This is a genomic window from Amycolatopsis sp. cmx-4-54, assembly GCF_046548895.1.
In the GTDB taxonomy this organism is placed as follows: domain Bacteria; phylum Actinomycetota; class Actinomycetes; order Mycobacteriales; family Pseudonocardiaceae; genus Amycolatopsis.
This window is the reverse complement of sequence record NZ_JAEBEJ010000003.1, coordinates 1-17,507: the sequence shown is the minus strand read 5'-3', so window position 1 is coordinate 17,507 and position 17,507 is coordinate 1. Positions and strand designations below refer to the sequence as shown.

Annotated in this window: 15 protein-coding genes; 10 read left to right on the top strand and 5 right to left on the bottom strand. The window is 68.8% G+C overall.

Annotated elements, in window-relative coordinates; translation table 11 throughout:
* The first annotated feature begins 253 nt into the window (after positions 1-253).
* Together ACLJQ7_RS10200 and ACLJQ7_RS10195 are read left to right on the top strand one after the other, a co-directional pair.
* Positions 254-1,588 (top strand): MFS transporter, encoded by a 1,335-nt coding sequence (locus ACLJQ7_RS10200; RefSeq protein WP_410647917.1) that lies wholly within the window; start codon positions 254-256, stop codon positions 1,586-1,588.
* A complete protein-coding gene (locus ACLJQ7_RS10195) occupies positions 1,585-3,024 on the top strand; it encodes an FGGY-family carbohydrate kinase (RefSeq protein WP_410647916.1) in 1,440 nt (479 codons plus the stop codon). Before ACLJQ7_RS10200 ends, ACLJQ7_RS10195 begins: the two co-directional genes overlap by 4 nt.
* A gap of 4 nt (positions 3,025-3,028) precedes the next feature.
* Here ACLJQ7_RS10195 and ACLJQ7_RS10190 read toward each other — a convergent pair whose 3' ends face one another.
* Positions 3,029-3,967: a hypothetical protein gene (locus ACLJQ7_RS10190; RefSeq protein ID WP_410647915.1), complete on the bottom strand. Its 939-nt coding sequence runs from the start codon at positions 3,965-3,967 to the stop codon at positions 3,029-3,031.
* A gap of 122 nt (positions 3,968-4,089) precedes the next feature.
* On the opposite strand from ACLJQ7_RS10190, the gene ACLJQ7_RS10185 reads away from it, so the two are divergent.
* The 3 genes from ACLJQ7_RS10185 to ACLJQ7_RS10175 are packed head-to-tail and all read left to right on the top strand — an operon-like array spanning position 4,090 to position 7,870.
* Entirely contained in the window at positions 4,090-5,319 is a 1,230-nt protein-coding gene (locus ACLJQ7_RS10185) for a DUF445 family protein (RefSeq protein WP_410647914.1), read from the top strand.
* A gap of 50 nt (positions 5,320-5,369) precedes the next feature.
* Positions 5,370-6,596 (top strand): DUF445 domain-containing protein, encoded by a 1,227-nt coding sequence (locus tag ACLJQ7_RS10180; protein WP_410647913.1) that lies wholly within the window; start codon positions 5,370-5,372, stop codon positions 6,594-6,596.
* Positions 6,597-6,646: 50 nt separating this feature from the next.
* On the top strand, positions 6,647-7,870 hold the full coding sequence (locus ACLJQ7_RS10175; RefSeq protein ID WP_410647912.1) for a DUF445 domain-containing protein: 1,224 nt from the start codon (positions 6,647-6,649) through the stop codon (positions 7,868-7,870).
* Between the two features lie 29 nt (positions 7,871-7,899).
* On the opposite strand, the gene ACLJQ7_RS10170 is transcribed toward ACLJQ7_RS10175, so the two are convergent.
* The 3 genes from ACLJQ7_RS10170 to ACLJQ7_RS10160 all read right to left on the bottom strand — a co-directional run bounded on the left by ACLJQ7_RS10170 (position 7,900) and on the right by ACLJQ7_RS10160 (position 10,679).
* Complete coding sequence (locus ACLJQ7_RS10170; protein WP_410647911.1) at positions 7,900-8,781, bottom strand: metal ABC transporter permease; 882 nt, start codon at positions 8,779-8,781, stop codon at positions 7,900-7,902.
* Between the two features lie 132 nt (positions 8,782-8,913).
* A complete protein-coding gene (locus ACLJQ7_RS10165; RefSeq protein ID WP_410647910.1) occupies positions 8,914-9,747 on the bottom strand; it encodes a metal ABC transporter ATP-binding protein in 834 nt (277 codons plus the stop codon).
* Positions 9,747-10,679: a metal ABC transporter solute-binding protein, Zn/Mn family gene (locus tag ACLJQ7_RS10160; RefSeq protein WP_410647909.1), complete on the bottom strand. Its 933-nt coding sequence runs from the start codon at positions 10,677-10,679 to the stop codon at positions 9,747-9,749. The genes ACLJQ7_RS10165 and ACLJQ7_RS10160 overlap by 1 nt, the downstream gene beginning before the upstream one ends.
* A 200-nt stretch (positions 10,680-10,879) precedes the next feature.
* Here ACLJQ7_RS10160 and ACLJQ7_RS10155 point away from each other — a divergent pair, with 200 nt between their 5' ends.
* From ACLJQ7_RS10155 to ACLJQ7_RS10140, 4 genes are all read left to right on the top strand, one after another.
* Positions 10,880-11,980 carry a LacI family DNA-binding transcriptional regulator gene (locus tag ACLJQ7_RS10155; RefSeq protein WP_410647908.1) on the top strand — a complete coding sequence of 367 codons (1,101 nt, stop codon included), beginning with the start codon at positions 10,880-10,882 and terminating at the stop codon, positions 11,978-11,980.
* Positions 11,981-12,031: 51 nt separating this feature from the next.
* Positions 12,032-12,532: a beta-class carbonic anhydrase gene (locus ACLJQ7_RS10150; protein ID WP_410647906.1), complete on the top strand. Its 501-nt coding sequence runs from the start codon at positions 12,032-12,034 to the stop codon at positions 12,530-12,532.
* 186 nt (positions 12,533-12,718) lie between these two features.
* Entirely contained in the window at positions 12,719-13,594 is an 876-nt protein-coding gene (locus ACLJQ7_RS10145; RefSeq protein WP_410647905.1) for an A/G-specific adenine glycosylase, read from the top strand.
* A gap of 88 nt (positions 13,595-13,682) precedes the next feature.
* On the top strand, positions 13,683-14,645 hold the full coding sequence (locus tag ACLJQ7_RS10140) for an N-acetylmuramoyl-L-alanine amidase (protein ID WP_410647903.1): 963 nt from the start codon (positions 13,683-13,685) through the stop codon (positions 14,643-14,645).
* Here ACLJQ7_RS10140 and ACLJQ7_RS10135 read toward each other — a convergent pair.
* Positions 14,590-15,744 carry an MFS transporter gene (locus tag ACLJQ7_RS10135; protein WP_410647902.1) on the bottom strand — a complete coding sequence of 385 codons (1,155 nt, stop codon included), beginning with the start codon at positions 15,742-15,744 and terminating at the stop codon, positions 14,590-14,592. The two genes, ACLJQ7_RS10140 and ACLJQ7_RS10135, sit on opposite strands and share 56 nt — an antisense overlap.
* Before the next feature lie 166 nt (positions 15,745-15,910).
* On the opposite strand from ACLJQ7_RS10135, the gene ACLJQ7_RS10130 reads away from it, so the two are divergent.
* Entirely contained in the window at positions 15,911-17,353 is a 1,443-nt protein-coding gene (locus tag ACLJQ7_RS10130) for a M1 family metallopeptidase (RefSeq protein WP_410647901.1), read from the top strand.
* The last annotated feature ends 154 nt before the right edge of the window (positions 17,354-17,507 follow it).

The window sequence follows — 17,507 nt, the reverse complement described above, 5'->3', positions numbered from 1 at the left end:
CAGGGGGTCGTGAGTGTTTTGGGTCGCCAGAACGACCCAAAACACTCACGACCCCCTGTACCGATGCCGACATTTCGTGTGCTCAGACGGACGACACGCGTGCCTGAATGGACGACACACGCCTGGCGGCGGCCGACCGCAAGACGTTAAGCCCGAGCACGCGAGGCTAACACGAAAATCCACCGATGTAACATCTTGAAAGTTAAGTTAACACGATCCATGATACGCTGAACACGACGTCATGGAGGCGTGCATGAACCAGGCAACACCGTCGTTATCGCGATCCGGGAGCGGGTTCGCCCGCGTACTGAACCGTTGGGGCCTGCCCGCCCCGCTGTTCCTCGGCTACGCCGGGCTGCTGCTGTTCATGATCGGCGACGGGGTCGAGTCGGGCTTCATCGCGCCGTTCATGGCGGACAACGGCGCGGGCACCGAGATCAAGGCATCGTACGTGATCACCGTGTACGGCGTCGCCGTGATGCTGGCGTCGTGGTTGTCGGGCGCGCTGTCGGATCTGTGGGGGCCGCGGCGCGTGATGATGATCGGCCTGGCCATCTGGCTGGTGTTCGACGTGCTGTTCCTCGCGGTCGCGGTCTCCGGTGAGAGCTACCCGTTGATGCTGGTGTTCTACGGTCTGCGCGGTTTCGGCTATCCGATGTTCGCGTTCGGCTTCCTGGTCTGGATCACCGCGGTGGCGCCGGTCGCCAGGCTCGGCGCGGCCGTCGGCTGGTTCTACTTCGCGTTCACCGGCGGGTTGCCGACGCTGGGCGCGCTGGTCGCGAGCTTCACGAACCCGGTGCTGGGCCAGTACGGCACGCTCTGGTTGTCGGTGGGGCTGCTGGCGCTCGGCGGTCTGCTGGCGATCTTCGGGGTCCGGCAGCGGACGGGGTACACGCGGCTCGCGCCGCCGGACGTGAAACCGGTGCAGAGCCTGGTGTCCAGCGTCTCGATCGCGTGGAAGAAGCCCCGCGTCGGCGTCGGGATGCTCGTCCGCGTCATCAACACGGCGCCCGAATTCGGGATGCTGGTGTTCTTCCCGACGATCTTCATCGAGGACATCGGGTTCGGGGAGAGCCGCTGGCTCCTCCTGGTCTCGGTCATCTACGGGACGAACATCTTCTTCAACCTGATCTTCGGGGTGCTGAGCGACCGGATCGGCTGGCGCACCACAATCTTCTGGTTCGGCGCGATCGGCTGCGCGATCTCGATCCTGTTGCTGTACTTCGTCCCGATCGCCATGGGCGCCGAGTACTACTGGCTCGCGCTGCTCGTCGGCGCGCTGTACGGCGCCACGCTCGCCGGGTTCGTGCCGATCTCGGCGCTGCTCCCCTCCCTCGCCCCGGAGAACAAGGGCGGTGCGATGGCGCTGCTGAACCTGGGCGCGGGCGCGGCGGCGTTCGCCGGGCCGGCGATCGTCAGCGTGTTCCTCGGCCCGCTGGGCGCGGCCGGAGTGGTGATCATCTTCGCCGTGCTGTACCTGGTCGCGGCGGTCATGGTGCGCTACCTGAAGCTGCCCGATGAGACGGCGAAGGCGATCGAAGAGGACAAGAGTCTGCAAGAAGTCGGAGAGAAGGTCGTCACCACGTGAACGAACCCGTCACGATCGGCATCGACGTCGCCACCGCGGGGGTCCGCGCCCTCGCGGTGGGCGGCGGCACCGTCCTCGCTTCGGCCGCCGCGCCGCTGCCCGCACCGGTCCGCGACGGCCGAGGGCGCAGCGAGCAGGACGCCCGGTCCTGGTGGCCCGCGGTGAAGGCGGTGCTGGCGCAGGTCACCGGCGAGCTGCCGGGCAGGGGCGGCGAGGTCGCCGCGGTGGCCGTCGCCGCGACGTCGGGGACGATCGTCGGGGTCGACGCCTCGGGCGAGCCGGTCGCGCCCGCGCTGATGTACGACGACAGGCGTGGCGCGGAGCTCAACCGCGAGGCCACCGAGTTCGGCGCGGATCGCTGGCGGCGGCTCGGTTTCGGCGTGTCCGCCACGGCCGCGCTCGGCCGGATCGCGTGGCTGGCCGAGCACGTCCCCGGCGTCGACGGCATCCGGCACACGCCCGATCTGATCGCCGCCGAACTCCTCGGCGGGCCGGTGGCCGCCGACTGGTCGCACGCGCTGAAGAGCGGCTACGACCCGCTCGCCCTTGAATGGCCGAGCGAGGTGTTCGATGCCTTGGGGGTACCGGGAAGCCTGCTCCCGCCGGTGGTCGCGCCGGCCACCGTGCTGGGCGAGGTGGCCCGTCCGGTCGCGGGGCTTCCGGCAGGCTGCCGGGTCGTGGCCGGGATGACCGACGGCTGCGCGGGCCAGCTCGCGGCCGGGGCGGTCACCCCCGGGAGCTTCGTCGGCATCCTCGGCACGACCTATGTACTCAAGGGCGTCACCGAAGAACTGGTGCCGGACCCGACGGGGGCGATGTACAGCCACCGTCATCCGGACGGCTGGTGGCTCCCGGGCGGCGCCTCGAACACCGGTGGCGAAGCCGTCGCCCGGCAGGAGTGCCTTCCCGAACTCGACGCGGCGGCGGCCGCGCTGGGCCCGGCGAAGGTCGTCACGTATCCGTTGCGGCGTAAGGGCGAACGTTTCCCGTTCGCCAGTGCGGACGCCGAGGGCTTCGTATCCGGCGAGGCCGACGAGGTCGAGCTGCACCGGGCCAGGCTGGAGGGAGTCGCCTTCCTCGAAAGGCTGGCGTTGGATCACCTCCGCCGCCTCGGCGTCACGATCACCGATCCGCTGCTGGCGGCGGGCGGTGGCAGTAAGAGTCCTTTGTGGACTCGGATCCGGGCGACCGTCACCGGTCTCGGCCTGCGGGTGTCACCACAGGCCGAAACGGGGTACGGCGCCGCGCTGCTCGCCGCGGCGGGTGTCCTGCCGGGCGGGCTCACGGAGGCTTCCGCCGGGCTCGGTCAAGGAGTGCTCGTCGAACCCGACGAGCGCGAAACCGCCGCGCTCGCCGAGTCGTACCGACGGTTCTGCACCGAGCTGCACACCAGGGGCTGGATCGACGACGAGCTGTTCGCCGTCGCCCAGCGCTGAGAGATCAGGAAGGACGTGGGCCGTTGGTCTTGTCAGGAGTGGGCTTCGGTGCCTCGGCGTCCGGAGCGGGAGCCAGCAGCTTGATGGCCTCCTGGACGGCGACGTCCGTCGCGGAAAGCCGCTCGGCGACCTTCGACCGGAGTTCCAGCGAGAGCTTCCGAGCCTGCTGAGCTTCGGCCTGCTGGGTCTTCGCGTCGGCGAGGGCCTCCGCGACCTGCTCCTGCTTCGCGGCGATGTCCTCCGCCGAAGACTTCTCCGCCTTGGCGATCTTGTCCGCCGAGAGCCGTTCGGCTTCGGTGCGCTTGGCCGTGGACACCCGGTCGGCTTCCGCGATCTTGTCCGCGGACGCCTTCTCCGCCTCCGCGCGACGAGCGGCCGATGCCTCCTCGGCCTTCTTGTCCGCCGCGGCGCGGGCCCGGACGCTCTCCATATCCAGTTCCTTGCGCTTCTGCGCCGCTTCGGAGTTCAGGCGTTCGATCCCGGCCTTGGCGTCCGCGAGCAGCTTCTCGCGTTCCGCCTGCGCGTCCTTGGCCGCCTTGTCACTCGCGCGCTGGGTCTCGTGGGCGTACCTGTCCGCTTCGGCCCGTGTCGACTTGGCGTCGGCTTCCGCGGCGGCCTTGAGGTCGGCGATCTCCTCCTCGGCGAGCTGCATCATCATGCGGACGCGTTCGGCCATCGCGCCGGCGCCGGACGGGCTCGAGCTCATCCGCACGAGGGCGGCCTTGGTCTCGTCCAGTTCCTTCTGGGCGTGGCCGAGCGCCTTGGTGAGCTCACCGGCGGTCGCCACGGCCTCGTCGCGGCTGCGTGAGGCCTGCTTGATTTCGGCCGCCAGCTCGGCGAGACGCTCGTCGACCTGACGCTTGTCGTAACCACGGACTGCGCCCGCGAACTGGGACGATTTCGCTGAGGGCGCCTGAGGCGCCGTCTTCTCAGGAGCGACCATGGCGGCCACCTTAATGAGCAGGGGCCCGTCGGGCAGTACCGCCAAACGGCTGCACTCGGCGTACGGCGGGTCGATCACATGGCATTCTGCATCGTTGACGGCTCGTAAGCAGGGAGGACCGGTTGGCCATCTCGGCGATCCTCGAAGACATCCGCGAGCATTGGCACGTCTACGCCACGATGCCCTTCATCGCCGCGCTCATCGGGTACATCACGAAACGCGTCGCCATCGAGATGATGTTCCGGCCGCTGGAGTTCGTCGGGATCAGGCCCTTCCTCGGCTGGCAGGGGGTCATCCCGGCCAACTCCCGCCGGATGGCCACCACCGCCGTCGACCTGCTGACCAGGAACCTCGTCGATCCGCAGGAGATCTTCTCCCGGCTCGATCCCGAGAAGGTGGTCGAGGAACTCGAGGAGCCGCTGCTCAAGGCCGTCGAGGACGTCACCCGCGAGGTCATGGAGCAGTACCAGCCCAGACTGTGGGAACTGCTGCCGACCCGGGCGCAGCGCATGCTGGTCGACCAGGTCCGGGCGCAGGCACCGAAGGTCGTCGCGCGGCTGATGCGCGAGGTGTCGACGAGCATCGACGAGGTCCTCGACGTCAACGAGATGCTGATCAACGCGATGGTCCGCGACAAATCGCTGACCTGCCGCCTGATCAAGGAGGTCGCGACCCCGGAGCTCCGCTTCATCGCCCGGTCCGGCATCTGGTTCGGTTTCCTCATCGGCCTGATCCAGTTCGTCGCGTGGGCGCTGACGAAGCAGCCGTTGATCATGCCGATCTTCGGTTTCGTCACCGGGTTCGTCACGGACTGGCTGGCGCTGAAGATGATCTTCTACCCCCGTGAGCCGCGCCGGTTCCTGTTCTTCAGCTGGCAGGGCATGTTCCAGAAACGCCGCCAGGCGGTCGCCAAGGACTACGGCGCGCTGATCGCGGACGAGGTGCTCACCGTGCGGAACGTGATGGAGGCCGTGCTCACCGGGCCCAAGTCGGACAAGCTGTTCACGATGATCACCCGCGAGGTGCAACGCACCATCGACGCGCAGGCGAGTATCGCGAAACCCTTGGTGGCGCTGACCGTCGGCGGGATCCAGTACCAGGAGATGAAGAAGGCCGCGGCGGAGAAGGCGATCGCGTATCTCCCCGAAACGGTGAAACACGTGGAGAGCTACGCCACTGACGCGCTCGACGTCCGCAACACCATCGTCACGAAGATGCAGCAGCTGACCCCGCTCGAGTTCGAGGGGATCCTGCGACCCGCCTTCCAGCAGGACGAATGGAAGCTGATCGCGGTCGGCGCGGTGATCGGCGGGCTCGTGGGTGAACTTCAGGTCCTGCTACTCCTCCACTGAGGACAGGCGGCTAGGTTGCCCCTCAAGCGCGACGCGGGAGGGGCTGGGAAGTGGACGCCGTCATCGCCGATCTCGGCGAGCACTGGCCGGTGTACGTCACCATGCCGTTCATCGCCGCGCTGATCGGTTACGTCACCAAACGTGTCGCCATCGAGATGATGTTCAAACCGGTGGAATTCGTCGGTGTGAAGCCGTTCCTCGGCTGGCAGGGGGTGCTGCCCGCCAACGCCGAGCGGATGGCCGCCACCGCCACCGAAATGCTGACGACCAACCTCGTCGACCCGAAGGAGATCTTCGCCAGGCTCGACCCGGCCCAGGTGGCGAAGGAGATCGAGCAACCGCTGCTGCGGATCGTCGAGGACGTCACCCGCGAGGTGATGGAGCAGTACCAGCCCAGACTCTGGGAAGTACTCCCGAACACCGCACAGCAGCTGCTGCTCAAACGGGTGCAGGCCGAGGCGCCGCGCGCGATCACGAAGATCATGGGCGAGATCGCGGAGAACATCGAGGACGTGCTCGACCTCAAGCATATGGTCGTGACGAACCTGGTGCGCGACAAGGACTTGCTGAACCGGCTGATCCGCGACATCTCGCGGCCGGAGATGCGGTTCATCGCGCGGTCGGGGATCGTGTTCGGGTTTTCGCTCGGTTGCGTGCAGCTGCTGGTGTGGGCGCTGACGAAGTCGCCGATCGTGCTGCCGCTGTTCGGTATCGGCATCGGCTGGTTCACCGACTGGATCGCCCTGAAGATGATCTTCCTGCCGCGGGAGCCGAAGCGGTTCTTCGGCTTCTACACCTGGCAAGGCGTCTTCCAGAAGCGCAAGGACCAGGTCTCCGCCGACTACGGCGACATGATCGCGCGCGAGATCATCACCATCCCGAACCTGCTCGAAGCCGTGCTGAGCGGGCCGAAGTCGGACAAGCTGTTCACGATGATCACCCGCGAGGTGCAACGCACCATCGACGCGCAGGCGAGCGTCGTGAAGCCGTTCGTCGCGCTGGCCGTCGGGAGCAGGCGGTTCCAGGAGATGAAGCAGACGGCGGCGGAGAAGGCGGCGGCACGGATCCCGGAGACGATCCGCCACGCCGAGAGCTACGCGGTCAACGCGCTCGACGTCCGGAACACCATTGTGGACAGAATGCGGCGCCTGAGCCCCCTCGAATTCGAGCAGCTGCTGCGCCCGGCGTTCCGGCAGGACGAGTGGAAGCTGATCGCCGTCGGCGCGGTGATCGGGGGCCTTGTCGGTGAACTTCAGGTGCTTCTGCTGCTTCACTGAAGGTCACCCGATACCGTTTCCCCTTTCCCAGAGCGAAGCGAGGAGGTCGTGTGGACGCCGTCCTGGACGACCTCGCCCGGCACTGGTGGCTGTACGCCGCGATCCCGTTCGTCGCCGCGCTGATCGGCTACGTCACCAAACGCGTCGCCATCGAGATGATGTTCAAACCGCTCGAGTTCGTCGGGATCGAACCGTTCCTCGGCTGGCAGGGCGTGGTGCCCAGACACGGCGGGCGGATGGCCGCCGTCGCGACCGAGCTGCTGACGTCGAATCTGCTCGACGTCAAAGAGGTCTTCCGGCGGATCGATCCGGCGATCATCACGCGCGAGATCGAGCAGCCGCTGCTGCGGGCGGTGGACGAGGTCGCCCGCGAAGTGCTCGAAAAGCACCATCCCAGGCTCTGGGAGGTCATGCCGACGATGGCGCAGGAGCTGCTGATCAAGCAGGTCCAGGCGTCGACGCCGCGGCTGGTGCGCGAGTTCACGGCGGAGATGACCGAGAACCTCGACGAGGTGCTCGACTTCCAGCACATGACCGTGCAGCGGCTCACCAGGGACAAGAAACTGCTCGTCCGCCTGATCCGCGAGACGTCGCGGCCGGAGATGGCGTTCATCGCGCGCACGGGGATCTACTTCGGCTTCGGGCTCGGCATCGTGCAGGCGATCGTCTGGGCGGCGACGAAGGAACCGTGGGTGCTGCCGATCTTCGGCGGCTGCATCGGGCTGTTCACCGACTGGCTCGCGATCAAGCTGATCTTCGTGCCGCGCGAGCCGGTGCGGGTCGGCCGGTTGGTCCTGCAGGGCAAGTTCCAGCGGCGGCGGGCGGAGGTCGCGCACCAGTACGGCGAGCTGATCGCGAACGAGATCCTCACCGTGCCGAACCTGCTCGACGCCGTCCTGCGCGGGCCGCGGTCGGATCGGCTGTACGCGCTGGTCGAGCGGCTCGTGGCGCGGGCCGTCGACGAGCAGGCGAGCGTCGCGAAACCGATGGTCGCGATGGCCGTCGGCGGACAGCGGCTGAACGAGATCAAACAGGCGGCCGCGCGGAAGGCGCTGGAGCGGCTGCCGCCGACGATCCGCCACGCCGAGGGCTACCTGACCGAGGCGATGGACGTCGCGAAGATCGTCGAGCGGCGGATGCTCGGGCTGACGCCGCTGGAGTTCGAGGGGCTGCTGAGGCCCGCGTTCCGGCAGGACGAGTGGAAGCTCATCGCGGTCGGCGGGCTCATCGGATTCCTGGTCGGTGAGCTGCAGGTCCTCCTGATGCTCCACTGACCTGCGTTTAGCGGGCTAAACGCGATCCGCTAGCGAAGGGCGGGCTGCGCCGTCGCCGCCGGCTCGACGCGGACCCGCGACGAACGCCCGCGCAGCCACGCGATGAGACGGCAGACGAGGTAGATCACGAACGAGATCGTCGTGACGAACGCGCTCACCGGCTTGCCCGGCGCGAGCGAGAGGATGATCCCGCCGAGTGCCGCGATCTCCGCGAACACGATCGACAGCACGGTCGCCTTCCACGGGCTCGCGGTGACCCGCGCGGCCGCCGCGGCCGGGGTCACCATCAGCGAGACCACCAGCAGGGCGCCGACGATCTGCACGCCGAGCGCGCTCGAAATCCCGACCAGCACCGCGAAGATCAGTGACAGCAGCCGCACCGGCACACCGCGCGCCGTCGCTACCGCCGGGTCGACCGTGGCGAACAGCAGCGGCCGGTAGATCACCGCGAGCACCACCAGCACGACGACCGAGGCACCGACGAGCAGGTTCAGGTTGGTCGAGTCGATGGTGATGATCTGCCCGACCAGGATGCCGAACTTGTTGGCGCTGCGGCCTTCGTAGAACGACAGCAGCAGGACGCCCATGCCGAGGCCGAAGGCGAGGATCACGCCGATCACGGAGTCGCGTTCGGACTCGCGGCCACCGAGGAGCCCGATCAGCAGGGCGGCGATGACCGCGCCGGCGAGGCCGCCGAGTTCGACGCCGACCCCCAGCAGCAGCGCGCCGGCCGCGCCGGTGAAGGCCAGTTCGGCGGTGCCGTGCACGGCGAACGACATCCGCCGCATGACCACCAGCGGGCCGAGTACCCCGGCGACCAGGCCGAGGACGGCGGCCGCGAGCAACGCCGTCTGGACGAAGTCGAGACCGAGGAGTTCGCCGGTCAGGGCGAAGTCGAACATCTTGTCCACGGTGGTTATCCAAGACCCCGCGACCGGGATCGCGTCGCCAGGGCGCTGGTTCGCGCCGTCGGTCGAGTCGGTTCGCCCGGTTCGGCGTGTGGTCCGGACCGCACGAATGACCTCACTTCGTCGTCCACGGCGTCAGCCGGCCTGTTCCTCGATGTGGTGGGGTTCGTCCTCGCAGAGGGCGCTCTGCGCACCGGCGACGTGGATCTGCCCGCCGACCTTCAGCACCTCGATGCGGGTGCCGTACAGCTCGGACAGGGTCTCCGAGTTCATCACCTCGTCCGGCTTGCCGACCCGGAACTGCCCGTTCACCAGATACAGCACCCGGTCCACATAGGACAGGATCGGGTTGATCTCGTGGGTCACGAACAGGACGGCCGTTCCGGCGGAGCGCCGCCGCTCGTCGATCAGTTCGCTGACCGCGCGCTGATGCGCGAGGTCGAGGGAGAGCAGCGGCTCGTCGCAGAGCAGGACTTCGGGGTCGCCGACCAGGGACTGCGCGACGCGGAGCCGCTGCTGCTCGCCGCCGGAAAGCCGTCCGACCGGCTGCTTCGCGTACGCCTGCGCGCCGACGGACTCGATCGCCCGCGACACCAGCTGACGCCGCTTAGCAATCCCGAAGAGCCCGGTACCCCACCGGTGCCCGTCCAGACCGAGGCCGACCAGGTCCACCCCGCGCATCGTCAGGCCCTCGTCGAGGGCGCGCTGCTGCGGGATGTAGCCGATCCGCCGATTCGTCCCGCCGGGGCGCCGCCCCGCGATCTCGACCGTGCCCTCGGGCAGTCCCTGCTGGCCGAGCAGCACCTTGAGCAGGCTGCTCTTCCCGGAGCCGTTCGGCCCGAGGATCGCGAGGAACTCGCCGGGCTCGACGTCGAGGTCGAGCCCGGACCAGAGGGTCCTGGTGCCGAACGCGAGGCTCGCCCCGCGGACACGGACCGCGGGGCGAGCTCCGGCAGGTACGGAGGTCACTACTTCAGTGCTCCCGCCAGCGCGTCCACTTCCTTGGTCATCCATGCAATGTAGTCGGTCACACCCTGGGGCAGCGTTTCGGTGACATCGACGACCGCGATCCCGGCGTTCTTGGCGTCGCCGACGACCTGCTGGGTGACCGGGGTGGTGGTCTGCGCGTTGTTGATCAGCGCCTTGACCTGCTTGCCGGAGATCAGCTGCTTGACCTCGTTCAGGGCGGCGGCGGGCACGTCCTGCTCCGCTTCCACGGCCTCGGCGAAGGCGGGCGGGGTCGCGTCGGTGACCTTCGCGCTGTCGAGCAGGTAGTGCGCGACGGGCTCGGTGGCGACGACCTTCGCGTTCGAGGCGCCCAGGCCCGAGACCTTCTTCAGCAGCTCCTGGGTCTTGCCCTTGAACGCGGTCGCGTTGGCGGTGAAGGCGTCCTTCGAGGCCGGCTGGATCTCGCCGAGCTTCGCGGCGACCTGGTCGGCGATCTTCTCGACGCCGGGCAGGCTGTACCAGACGTGCTCGTTCTCGTTGCCGGTCGCGGCGATGTCGACGGCGACCAGTTTCTGCGCGCCGGCGGCCTGGTCGGCGAGCTTGGCGAAGAACTCGTCGTAGCCGCCGCCGTTGGACAGCGTCAGCTTCGCGTTCTTCGCGGCGATGGCGTCGCTCGCGGTGGTCTCGTAGGAGTGCGGGTCGGCCGAGGGGTCGTGGATGATCGAGGTGACCTCGACCTTGTCGCCGCCGACGGCGGTCACGACGCTGCCCCAGACGTCGGTCGAGGCGACGACCTTGATCTTCTCGCCGCCGCCCGGGTTCGCGGCGGACGCGTTCTGCGAACCGGAGCCCGTCGACGCCTTGTCGCCCGAGGCGCAAGCCGTCGCGCCGAGGGCGAGGACGGCCATGGCCGACACGGCCGCGAAAACACTCTTGGTACGGCGGGAATTCATTTACTGCACTCCTGCGGATGCCCTGGCCAGGTGTCCCCAATGCCGGGTAATGGAAACCGTTGTCAGATTCAACTGTACCCCATCCGGACGATGGCGCCTCCGGTCCAGGTCCGAGCTGTACCCAGGGTCACTCTGAATCGAGACCTGCCACACGTCGGGTGATGCTTCTGCAAAACGTTCTGAACCGTTACGGTTTGCGGATGGGCCGTCCTATCCGCACCAGGAGGCAGGCGACACTGGCGTCGTTGGCCGCAGAGCTCGGTGTGTCGAGGACCACCGTCTCGAACGCCTACAACCGACCGGACCAGCTGTCCCCTGAGCTGCGCCGTCGCGTCCTCGAGACCGCACGCCGCCTCGGCTACCCGGGCCCGGACCCGGTGGCCCGTTCACTGCGGACGCGCAAAGCCGGCGCTGTGGGTCTTTTGCTCACCGAGAACCTTTCCTACGCCTTCCGCGACCCCGCCGCCGTCGGCGTGCTCGAAGGGCTGGCGCTGGCCTGCGAGGACGCGGGCGTCGGCCTGCACCTGGTCCCGGCGAGCCCGGGCAGGGAGGACGTCGCGGCCGTGCACCGCGCCGGCGTCGACGGTTTCGTCGTCTACTCGGTGCCCGACGACGACCCGCATCTCGGCGCCGTGCTGGAACGCCCGGTGCCGACGGTGATCGTCGACCAGCCACGGGTGGACGGTGTCGACCGGGTCGGCCCGGATGACGCGGCCGCGGTCACCGCCATGGCCGAACACCTCATCTCGCTGGGCCACCGCCAGATCGGCGTGCTGTGCATGCGGCTGGCCCGCGAGCGCAACGACGACTTCGTCTCCATCCAGCGGCAGAGCGCCGCGCATTTTCACGTCCAGCGGATCCGGCTGGAGGCGCTGGCCATCGCGTTCTCGGCGGCCGGGGTCGACTGGGCGACGGTGCCGGTGGTCGAGCGCTTCGACCACACCGTGGACGACGGCGCGTCGGCCGCACGACAGCTGCTCGACGCGTATCCGCAGGTCACCGCCGTGATCTGCACATCGGACATCCTCGCCCTCGGCGCACTGGCCGAGGCGGAGCGCCGGGGCCTGCGCGTGCCGCAGGACCTGACGGTCACCGGATTCGACGGCATCACCGAGGCCGAGCGCTCCGGGCTCACCACGGTCCACCAGCCGGTGCTCGAAAAGGGCAAGGCGGCGGGCAAACTGCTGCTCAGCTCGGCCGACCGGGTGGGGCCGAAGGTGATCACCCTGCAGACGGAACTGCGGATCGGCCGGACGTCCGCGCCGCCACGAACGGCGGAAGAACGCTGGTTCGGGCCGTGATCTGCGCCCGCACACGTTGCTCTCCCCCGGCGTGTCGGTTCCAATGAGCGTGTGACCTCAATCGACGTACTGCTGAAGCGCAACCAGGAGCTGGGCGATGTCACTCCTGGTGATCGCTCGTCCCCGAGGCCCTCACTCCAGGTGGCGATTCTGACCTGTATGGACGCCCGTATCCGGGTGTTCGAGATGTTCGGCCTGATCCAGGGCGAATCCCACATCCTGCGCAACGCGGGCGGGGTCGTCACCGACGACATGATCCGCTCGCTCGCGCTCAGCCAGCGGAAACTCGGCACGCGCGAGGTGCTGATCGTGCAGCACACCGACTGTGGCCTCTCCATGGTCACCGAAGACGACTTCAAGGACGAACTCGAAGCAGCCAGCGGACTGCGCCCGACATGGTCGGTCGAGGCCTTCCGCGAGGTGGAGGACAGCGTGCGCCGCTCGGTGCAGCGCGTCCGGCGCAGCGACTTCCTGCCGCACACCGACAACGTGCGCGGGTTCGTCTACGACGTGAAGCTGGGCCGGTTGTCTGAGACATCTGACGCGCGCTGACGAAAACCCGCCGAAGGGGCGCCGATCCCGCTGAACGTCACGTTGAGCGAAGAGGCGCCCCTTCATCGTGTTTCCGTGGGCCTCCGGCCCAAAGAGGGCGCGCGTCGGTGAAGTCTCCGTCGGGCGCGGAGCGCCCTTGGGGAGACACCTCTGGGGCCGGTGGATCGCACCTTTAAGCTTGGCCTGGTGGGCGTCGACGCGGATGTGCTGACCGAGTGGTTCGACGAAGTGGGGCGCGACCTCCCTTGGCGTGAGCCGGAATGCACCGCCTGGGGTGTGCTCGTCAGCGAGATCATGTTGCAGCAGACCCCGGTCGCGCGGGTCCAGCCGATCTGGCTCGACTGGATGGCGCGGTGGCCGGTGCCGTCGGCGCTGGCGGCGTCGTCGCAGGGCGAGGTCGTGCGCGCCTGGGGCAAACTCGGCTACCCGCGGCGCGCGTTGCGGCTGCACGCCGCGGCGGCCGCCATCGCCGCCGAACACGGTGACGTCGTTCCGTCCGATGTGGACACTCTGCTCGCGTTGCCCGGCATCGGCGCGTACACCGCGCGCGCCGTCGCCGCCTTCGCTTACGGCAAGCGGGCACCGGTGGTGGACACGAACGTCCGGCGCGTGGTGGCGAGGGCGGTGCACGGCGCCGGAGACGCCGGGCCGCCGTCGAACACCCGCGACATGGCCGACGTCGAGGCGCTGCTGCCGCCGGACGACGCGCCTGCCGCGAAACTCTCGGCCGCGCTGATGGAACTCGGCGCGCTCGTCTGCACGGCGCGTTCGCCGCGCTGCGCGGACTGCCCGATCTACGACGATTGCGCGTGGCAGCACGCGGGAAGGCCCGCGTACGCCGGGCCCGCGAAGCAGGTCCAGAAGTTCGCCGGCACCGACCGTCAGGTGCGCGGCCTGCTGCTCGACGTCCTGCGCGGCAGCGAAGGCCCGGTCGAGAAGGCGCGGCTCGATCTCGTCTGGCACGAATCCGGGCAGCGCGACCGCTGCCTCGACTCCCTGCTGGTGGACGGCCTGCTCGAACAGACCGGAGACGGCCTGTTCGCCCTCCCCGGCGAACACTAACGCATTACGACAAAAGTTGGTCAATGGTTGTCATCAGCGCGATGGCGGGTTAGTTTTCCGGCCAACGCGCATGATGGGAGTTACGCCCGTGGCCGACTTCGACCGACGTACCGCGCTCAAGGGCGGCCTGACGGCAAGCGCCGTCGGGCTATTGGGGACAGCGACGATTTCCGCCGCCGACGCGGCGCCCAGGGTGACAGAACCGAGGATCTACGGCACATCCGCGTGGAACGCGCGGCCGCCGAACGGCGCGATCGAGGTGCAGAACCACAAGCCGACGTACATCGTCGTGCATCACACGGTCGACCCGGGGAACGTCACCGACTATACGCTCGAACACGCCTTCTGGGCGTCGCGTGCCATCCAGAACTTCCACATGGACACCCGTGGCTGGATCGACACCGGCCAGCAGTTCACGAACAGCCGCGGCGGGCACATCACCGAAGGGCGGCATCGCAGCCTGGAGATCCTGCGCGGCGGGACCCGGCACGTGCTGGGCGCGAACGTGGGCAACAACAACAGCACCTGCATCGGGATCGAGAACGAAGGCCTCTACAGCAAAGAGGACGTCACGCCGGCGCTTTGGGACTCGCTGGTGAAACTGGTCGCGTACATGGCTTCGCAGTATGGGATCTCGCCGGAGTTCATCAAGGGACACCGGGACTTCAACTCGACCGAATGCCCCGGAACCGTGTTGTACGACCGGCTTCCGGAACTCCGCGCCGAGGTCGGCAAGCTGCTGGGATACTCGTCGCCGAAGGTGGATCCGCCGGAGTGGCCGCTGCTCAAACCCGGCGACAGCGGGCCGCGCGTGCGCACGGCACAGGAACTCATGCGGGCACGCGGCTTCGCCGTCCCCACCGATGGCCTGTTCGGACAGTCCACAAAGGACGCGGTCGCCGCGGTGGCGGCGCGGCACGGGTTGGAGCGCGACGCCTGCGGCGCGACCGCGGTGACCGACGAGACCGGCTTCCTCGGGTCCGACGTCTGGCCGCTCATCGTCGGGTCCGGCACCGATCTCCGGGCATTGAAAGCACGACTCGCCGGCTGAACAGCAGCGGCGTCAGGATCACCAAGGCGGCGCACCACGGGAGCAGGCCCGTCCCCAGCGGCAGCAGCAGTCCGCCGATGAGCGCGCCCCCGGCGACGGCGCCGTTCCAGGCCGCGATCGTGAGCGACTGGGCGGCGTCGGCCGTGGGGCCCGCGAGCAACGCGGTGACGGCCTGGAAAGCGGTCGGCGCGCCGCCGAACCCCAGGCCCCACAGGCCGGCGGCCGCCAGCACCAGACCGTGGACACCGTCGCCGACCCCCAGCAGGACGATGGCGGCGGCGGTCACGGCGGTGCAGGAAAGCAGCACGGCGCGCGGACGGCTGTCGAGGGTGGAGCCGACCGCGGCCATCCCGCCCACCGCGGCGCAGCCGAACACCAGCAACGCCGCGCCCAGCAACGCTTCCGCGTCCAGCCCGGCGAGCACCGGCCCGACGTAGGTGTAGGCCACGTTGTGCCCCAAGGAAAACAACGCCACCGTCGCGAGCACGGGACGCATTCCCGGCAGCCGTGACGCGGCCAGCGGCCGGGTGGTGCCTGCCGGATCCACGGGCACGGCGGGCACCGCGACCGACACCCAGACCAGCAGCGGCACGGTGATCAGCGCCATCGCGGCGAACGCCCAGCGCCAGTCGGCGAGTTCGCCGAGCGCGGTACCGGCCGGCACGCCCAGCGCGAAGCCGATCGGTGTGCCGGACATGGCCACGGCCAGCGCCCGCCCGGTGAGCCCCGGCGGGGCGAGACGCATCGCGTAGCCGGCCACGAGCGACCACATCACCCCGGTCAGCGCCCCGGAAACGACGCGTGCGGCCAGGATCAACGGGTACGACGAGGACCCGGCGATCACCAGGTTGGTGATCAGGAAGCCGGCGATCAGCGCCAGCAGCAAGCGTTTGCGCGGTACCCGGAGGGTCGCGCCGGTGAGCGGGACGGCGGTGATCGCGGTGGTGAGCGCGTAGACCGTCACCAGCTGCCCGGTGGCCGACGGGGAAACGCCCAGATCCTCGGACATGCCCAGCAGCAGCCCGGCGGGCAGCACCTCGGTGAGGCAGCCGAGGAAGACCGTCGTCGTCAGCGCGAGCAGCGCCGGGAGGGGCAGCATGCCTCGACGATCGCGTTCCGGTGCGGCGCGGGGTAGTCCCTGGCGGGTATGCCGAGGAGTTATCGGCCGGGATAACCCGGTGGCATGACCGGCTGGCAGTGCCGCGCGCGGCGCGGGCGTACGCACGATGACCGGACACCCTCCCCTTGAGAGAGAAGGCTCGTTCATGACCGTGCGGCTTCGGTGGCAGGAGCCACTGTGCACCGCGTTGCTCGCCACCACGATGATCGGCGCCTGCCCGGCTTCCGCGGCGGCCCAGCCGGCACCCGGCAGCGACGGATACGTGCACGTCTCACCCGACGGGACCGTCCTCGGACCCGATCCTTACTACCCGAAGGACGGCAACGGCGGTTACGACGTCGGCAAGTACTCACTGGCGCTGCATTACGCGCCGTACTCGATGCTGCTGAGCGGCAGGGCGACGATCACCGCGACGGCGACTCAGGACCTGAGCCGGTTCGATCTCGACCTGCGCGGGCTCACCGTCCGGTCGGTCACCGTCGACGGGGTAGCCGTCGCGTTCCGGCGGACGGGTGAACACGAGCTGGTGATCACCCCGCGGACCCCGGTGGCGGAAGGCAGGCAGTTCACCGTGGTGGTCGATTACGACGGCCGCCCGGAACCGATCCCGACCGCGCGGGGCCGGGTCGGCTGGCTCGCCGCTTACGGCGATTCCGCCGTGGCCACCGGGCAACCGCGTTCGGCGATGACCTGGTTTCCCGTCAACGGCACCGAAGCCGACAAGGCGGCCTTGCAGGTCTCCGTCACCGTCCTGGACGAATTCTCCGTACTGGGCAACGGTTCCCAGGTCTCCGACGTGCCCGCGGGCGCGGGACGGCACACCGTCACCTGGTCGGAGGAAACCGCCCTCGCGCCGAGCACGGCGATGCTCGGCATCGGGCGGTGGGAGGTCGAGCGGATCACGCTGCCCGGCGGGCGGACGGCGATCAACGCCTACCACCCGTGCGCCGTGGACAAGAAGAAGATCGGCGGACGGCTGCCCGAGGTGCTGGAATTCCTCACCGGGAAGTTCGGCGACTACCCGCAATCGGCGGCGGGCGGGTTGTTCCTCGACCGCTCCCTCGGCTACACGCACGGCGCGCAGACCCGGCCCGTGTACGGGCGCGCCGCCACCATCGCCGATCTGGTGTACGCCACCGCGTACCAATGGTGGGGAGCCGGGGTGAGCGGCAAGATGTGGCGCGACGCGCTGATGCCCGAGTCCGTCGCACGGTACGCGGTCTGGCTGTGGGACGAGGCCAAGAACGGCGCCGACCTGGACCTTCGCTACCGGGAGATGGTGGCCGAGGTGCGCGACGACCCGGCTTTCTGGGCACCCAAGCTCACCGATCCTGGCAAGGGCACCGAATTCGCGCCGACGGCCAAGGCGGTGCTGATGGTGCACGCGCTGCGCCGTCTCATCGGGGACGACGCGTTCTTCCAGATCATGGCGGGCTTCCCGATGATCAACCCGCAGGGAAACCAGAACTGGCACGATTTCGAGCTCTACGTCTCCGCGATGACCCAGCGCGACCTCGGCGAGTTCAACGCGGCCTGGCTGGACGGCACGGTGCGGCCGCCGGACGAGCTTCTCTTTCCCGGGAAGTGACCGGGCCGGCCGGGCAGGTGGGGCGTGTTGCGAAAGCCACTTTCGCAACGTTGAAGGTTGCGAAAGTGTCATCTCGTCGAGATCGGCGGCGTCGTCGTTGACCAGGCTGAGCCGATGGCCCAGCGGATCGTAGTGGTAGATCCCGCGGTCCAGC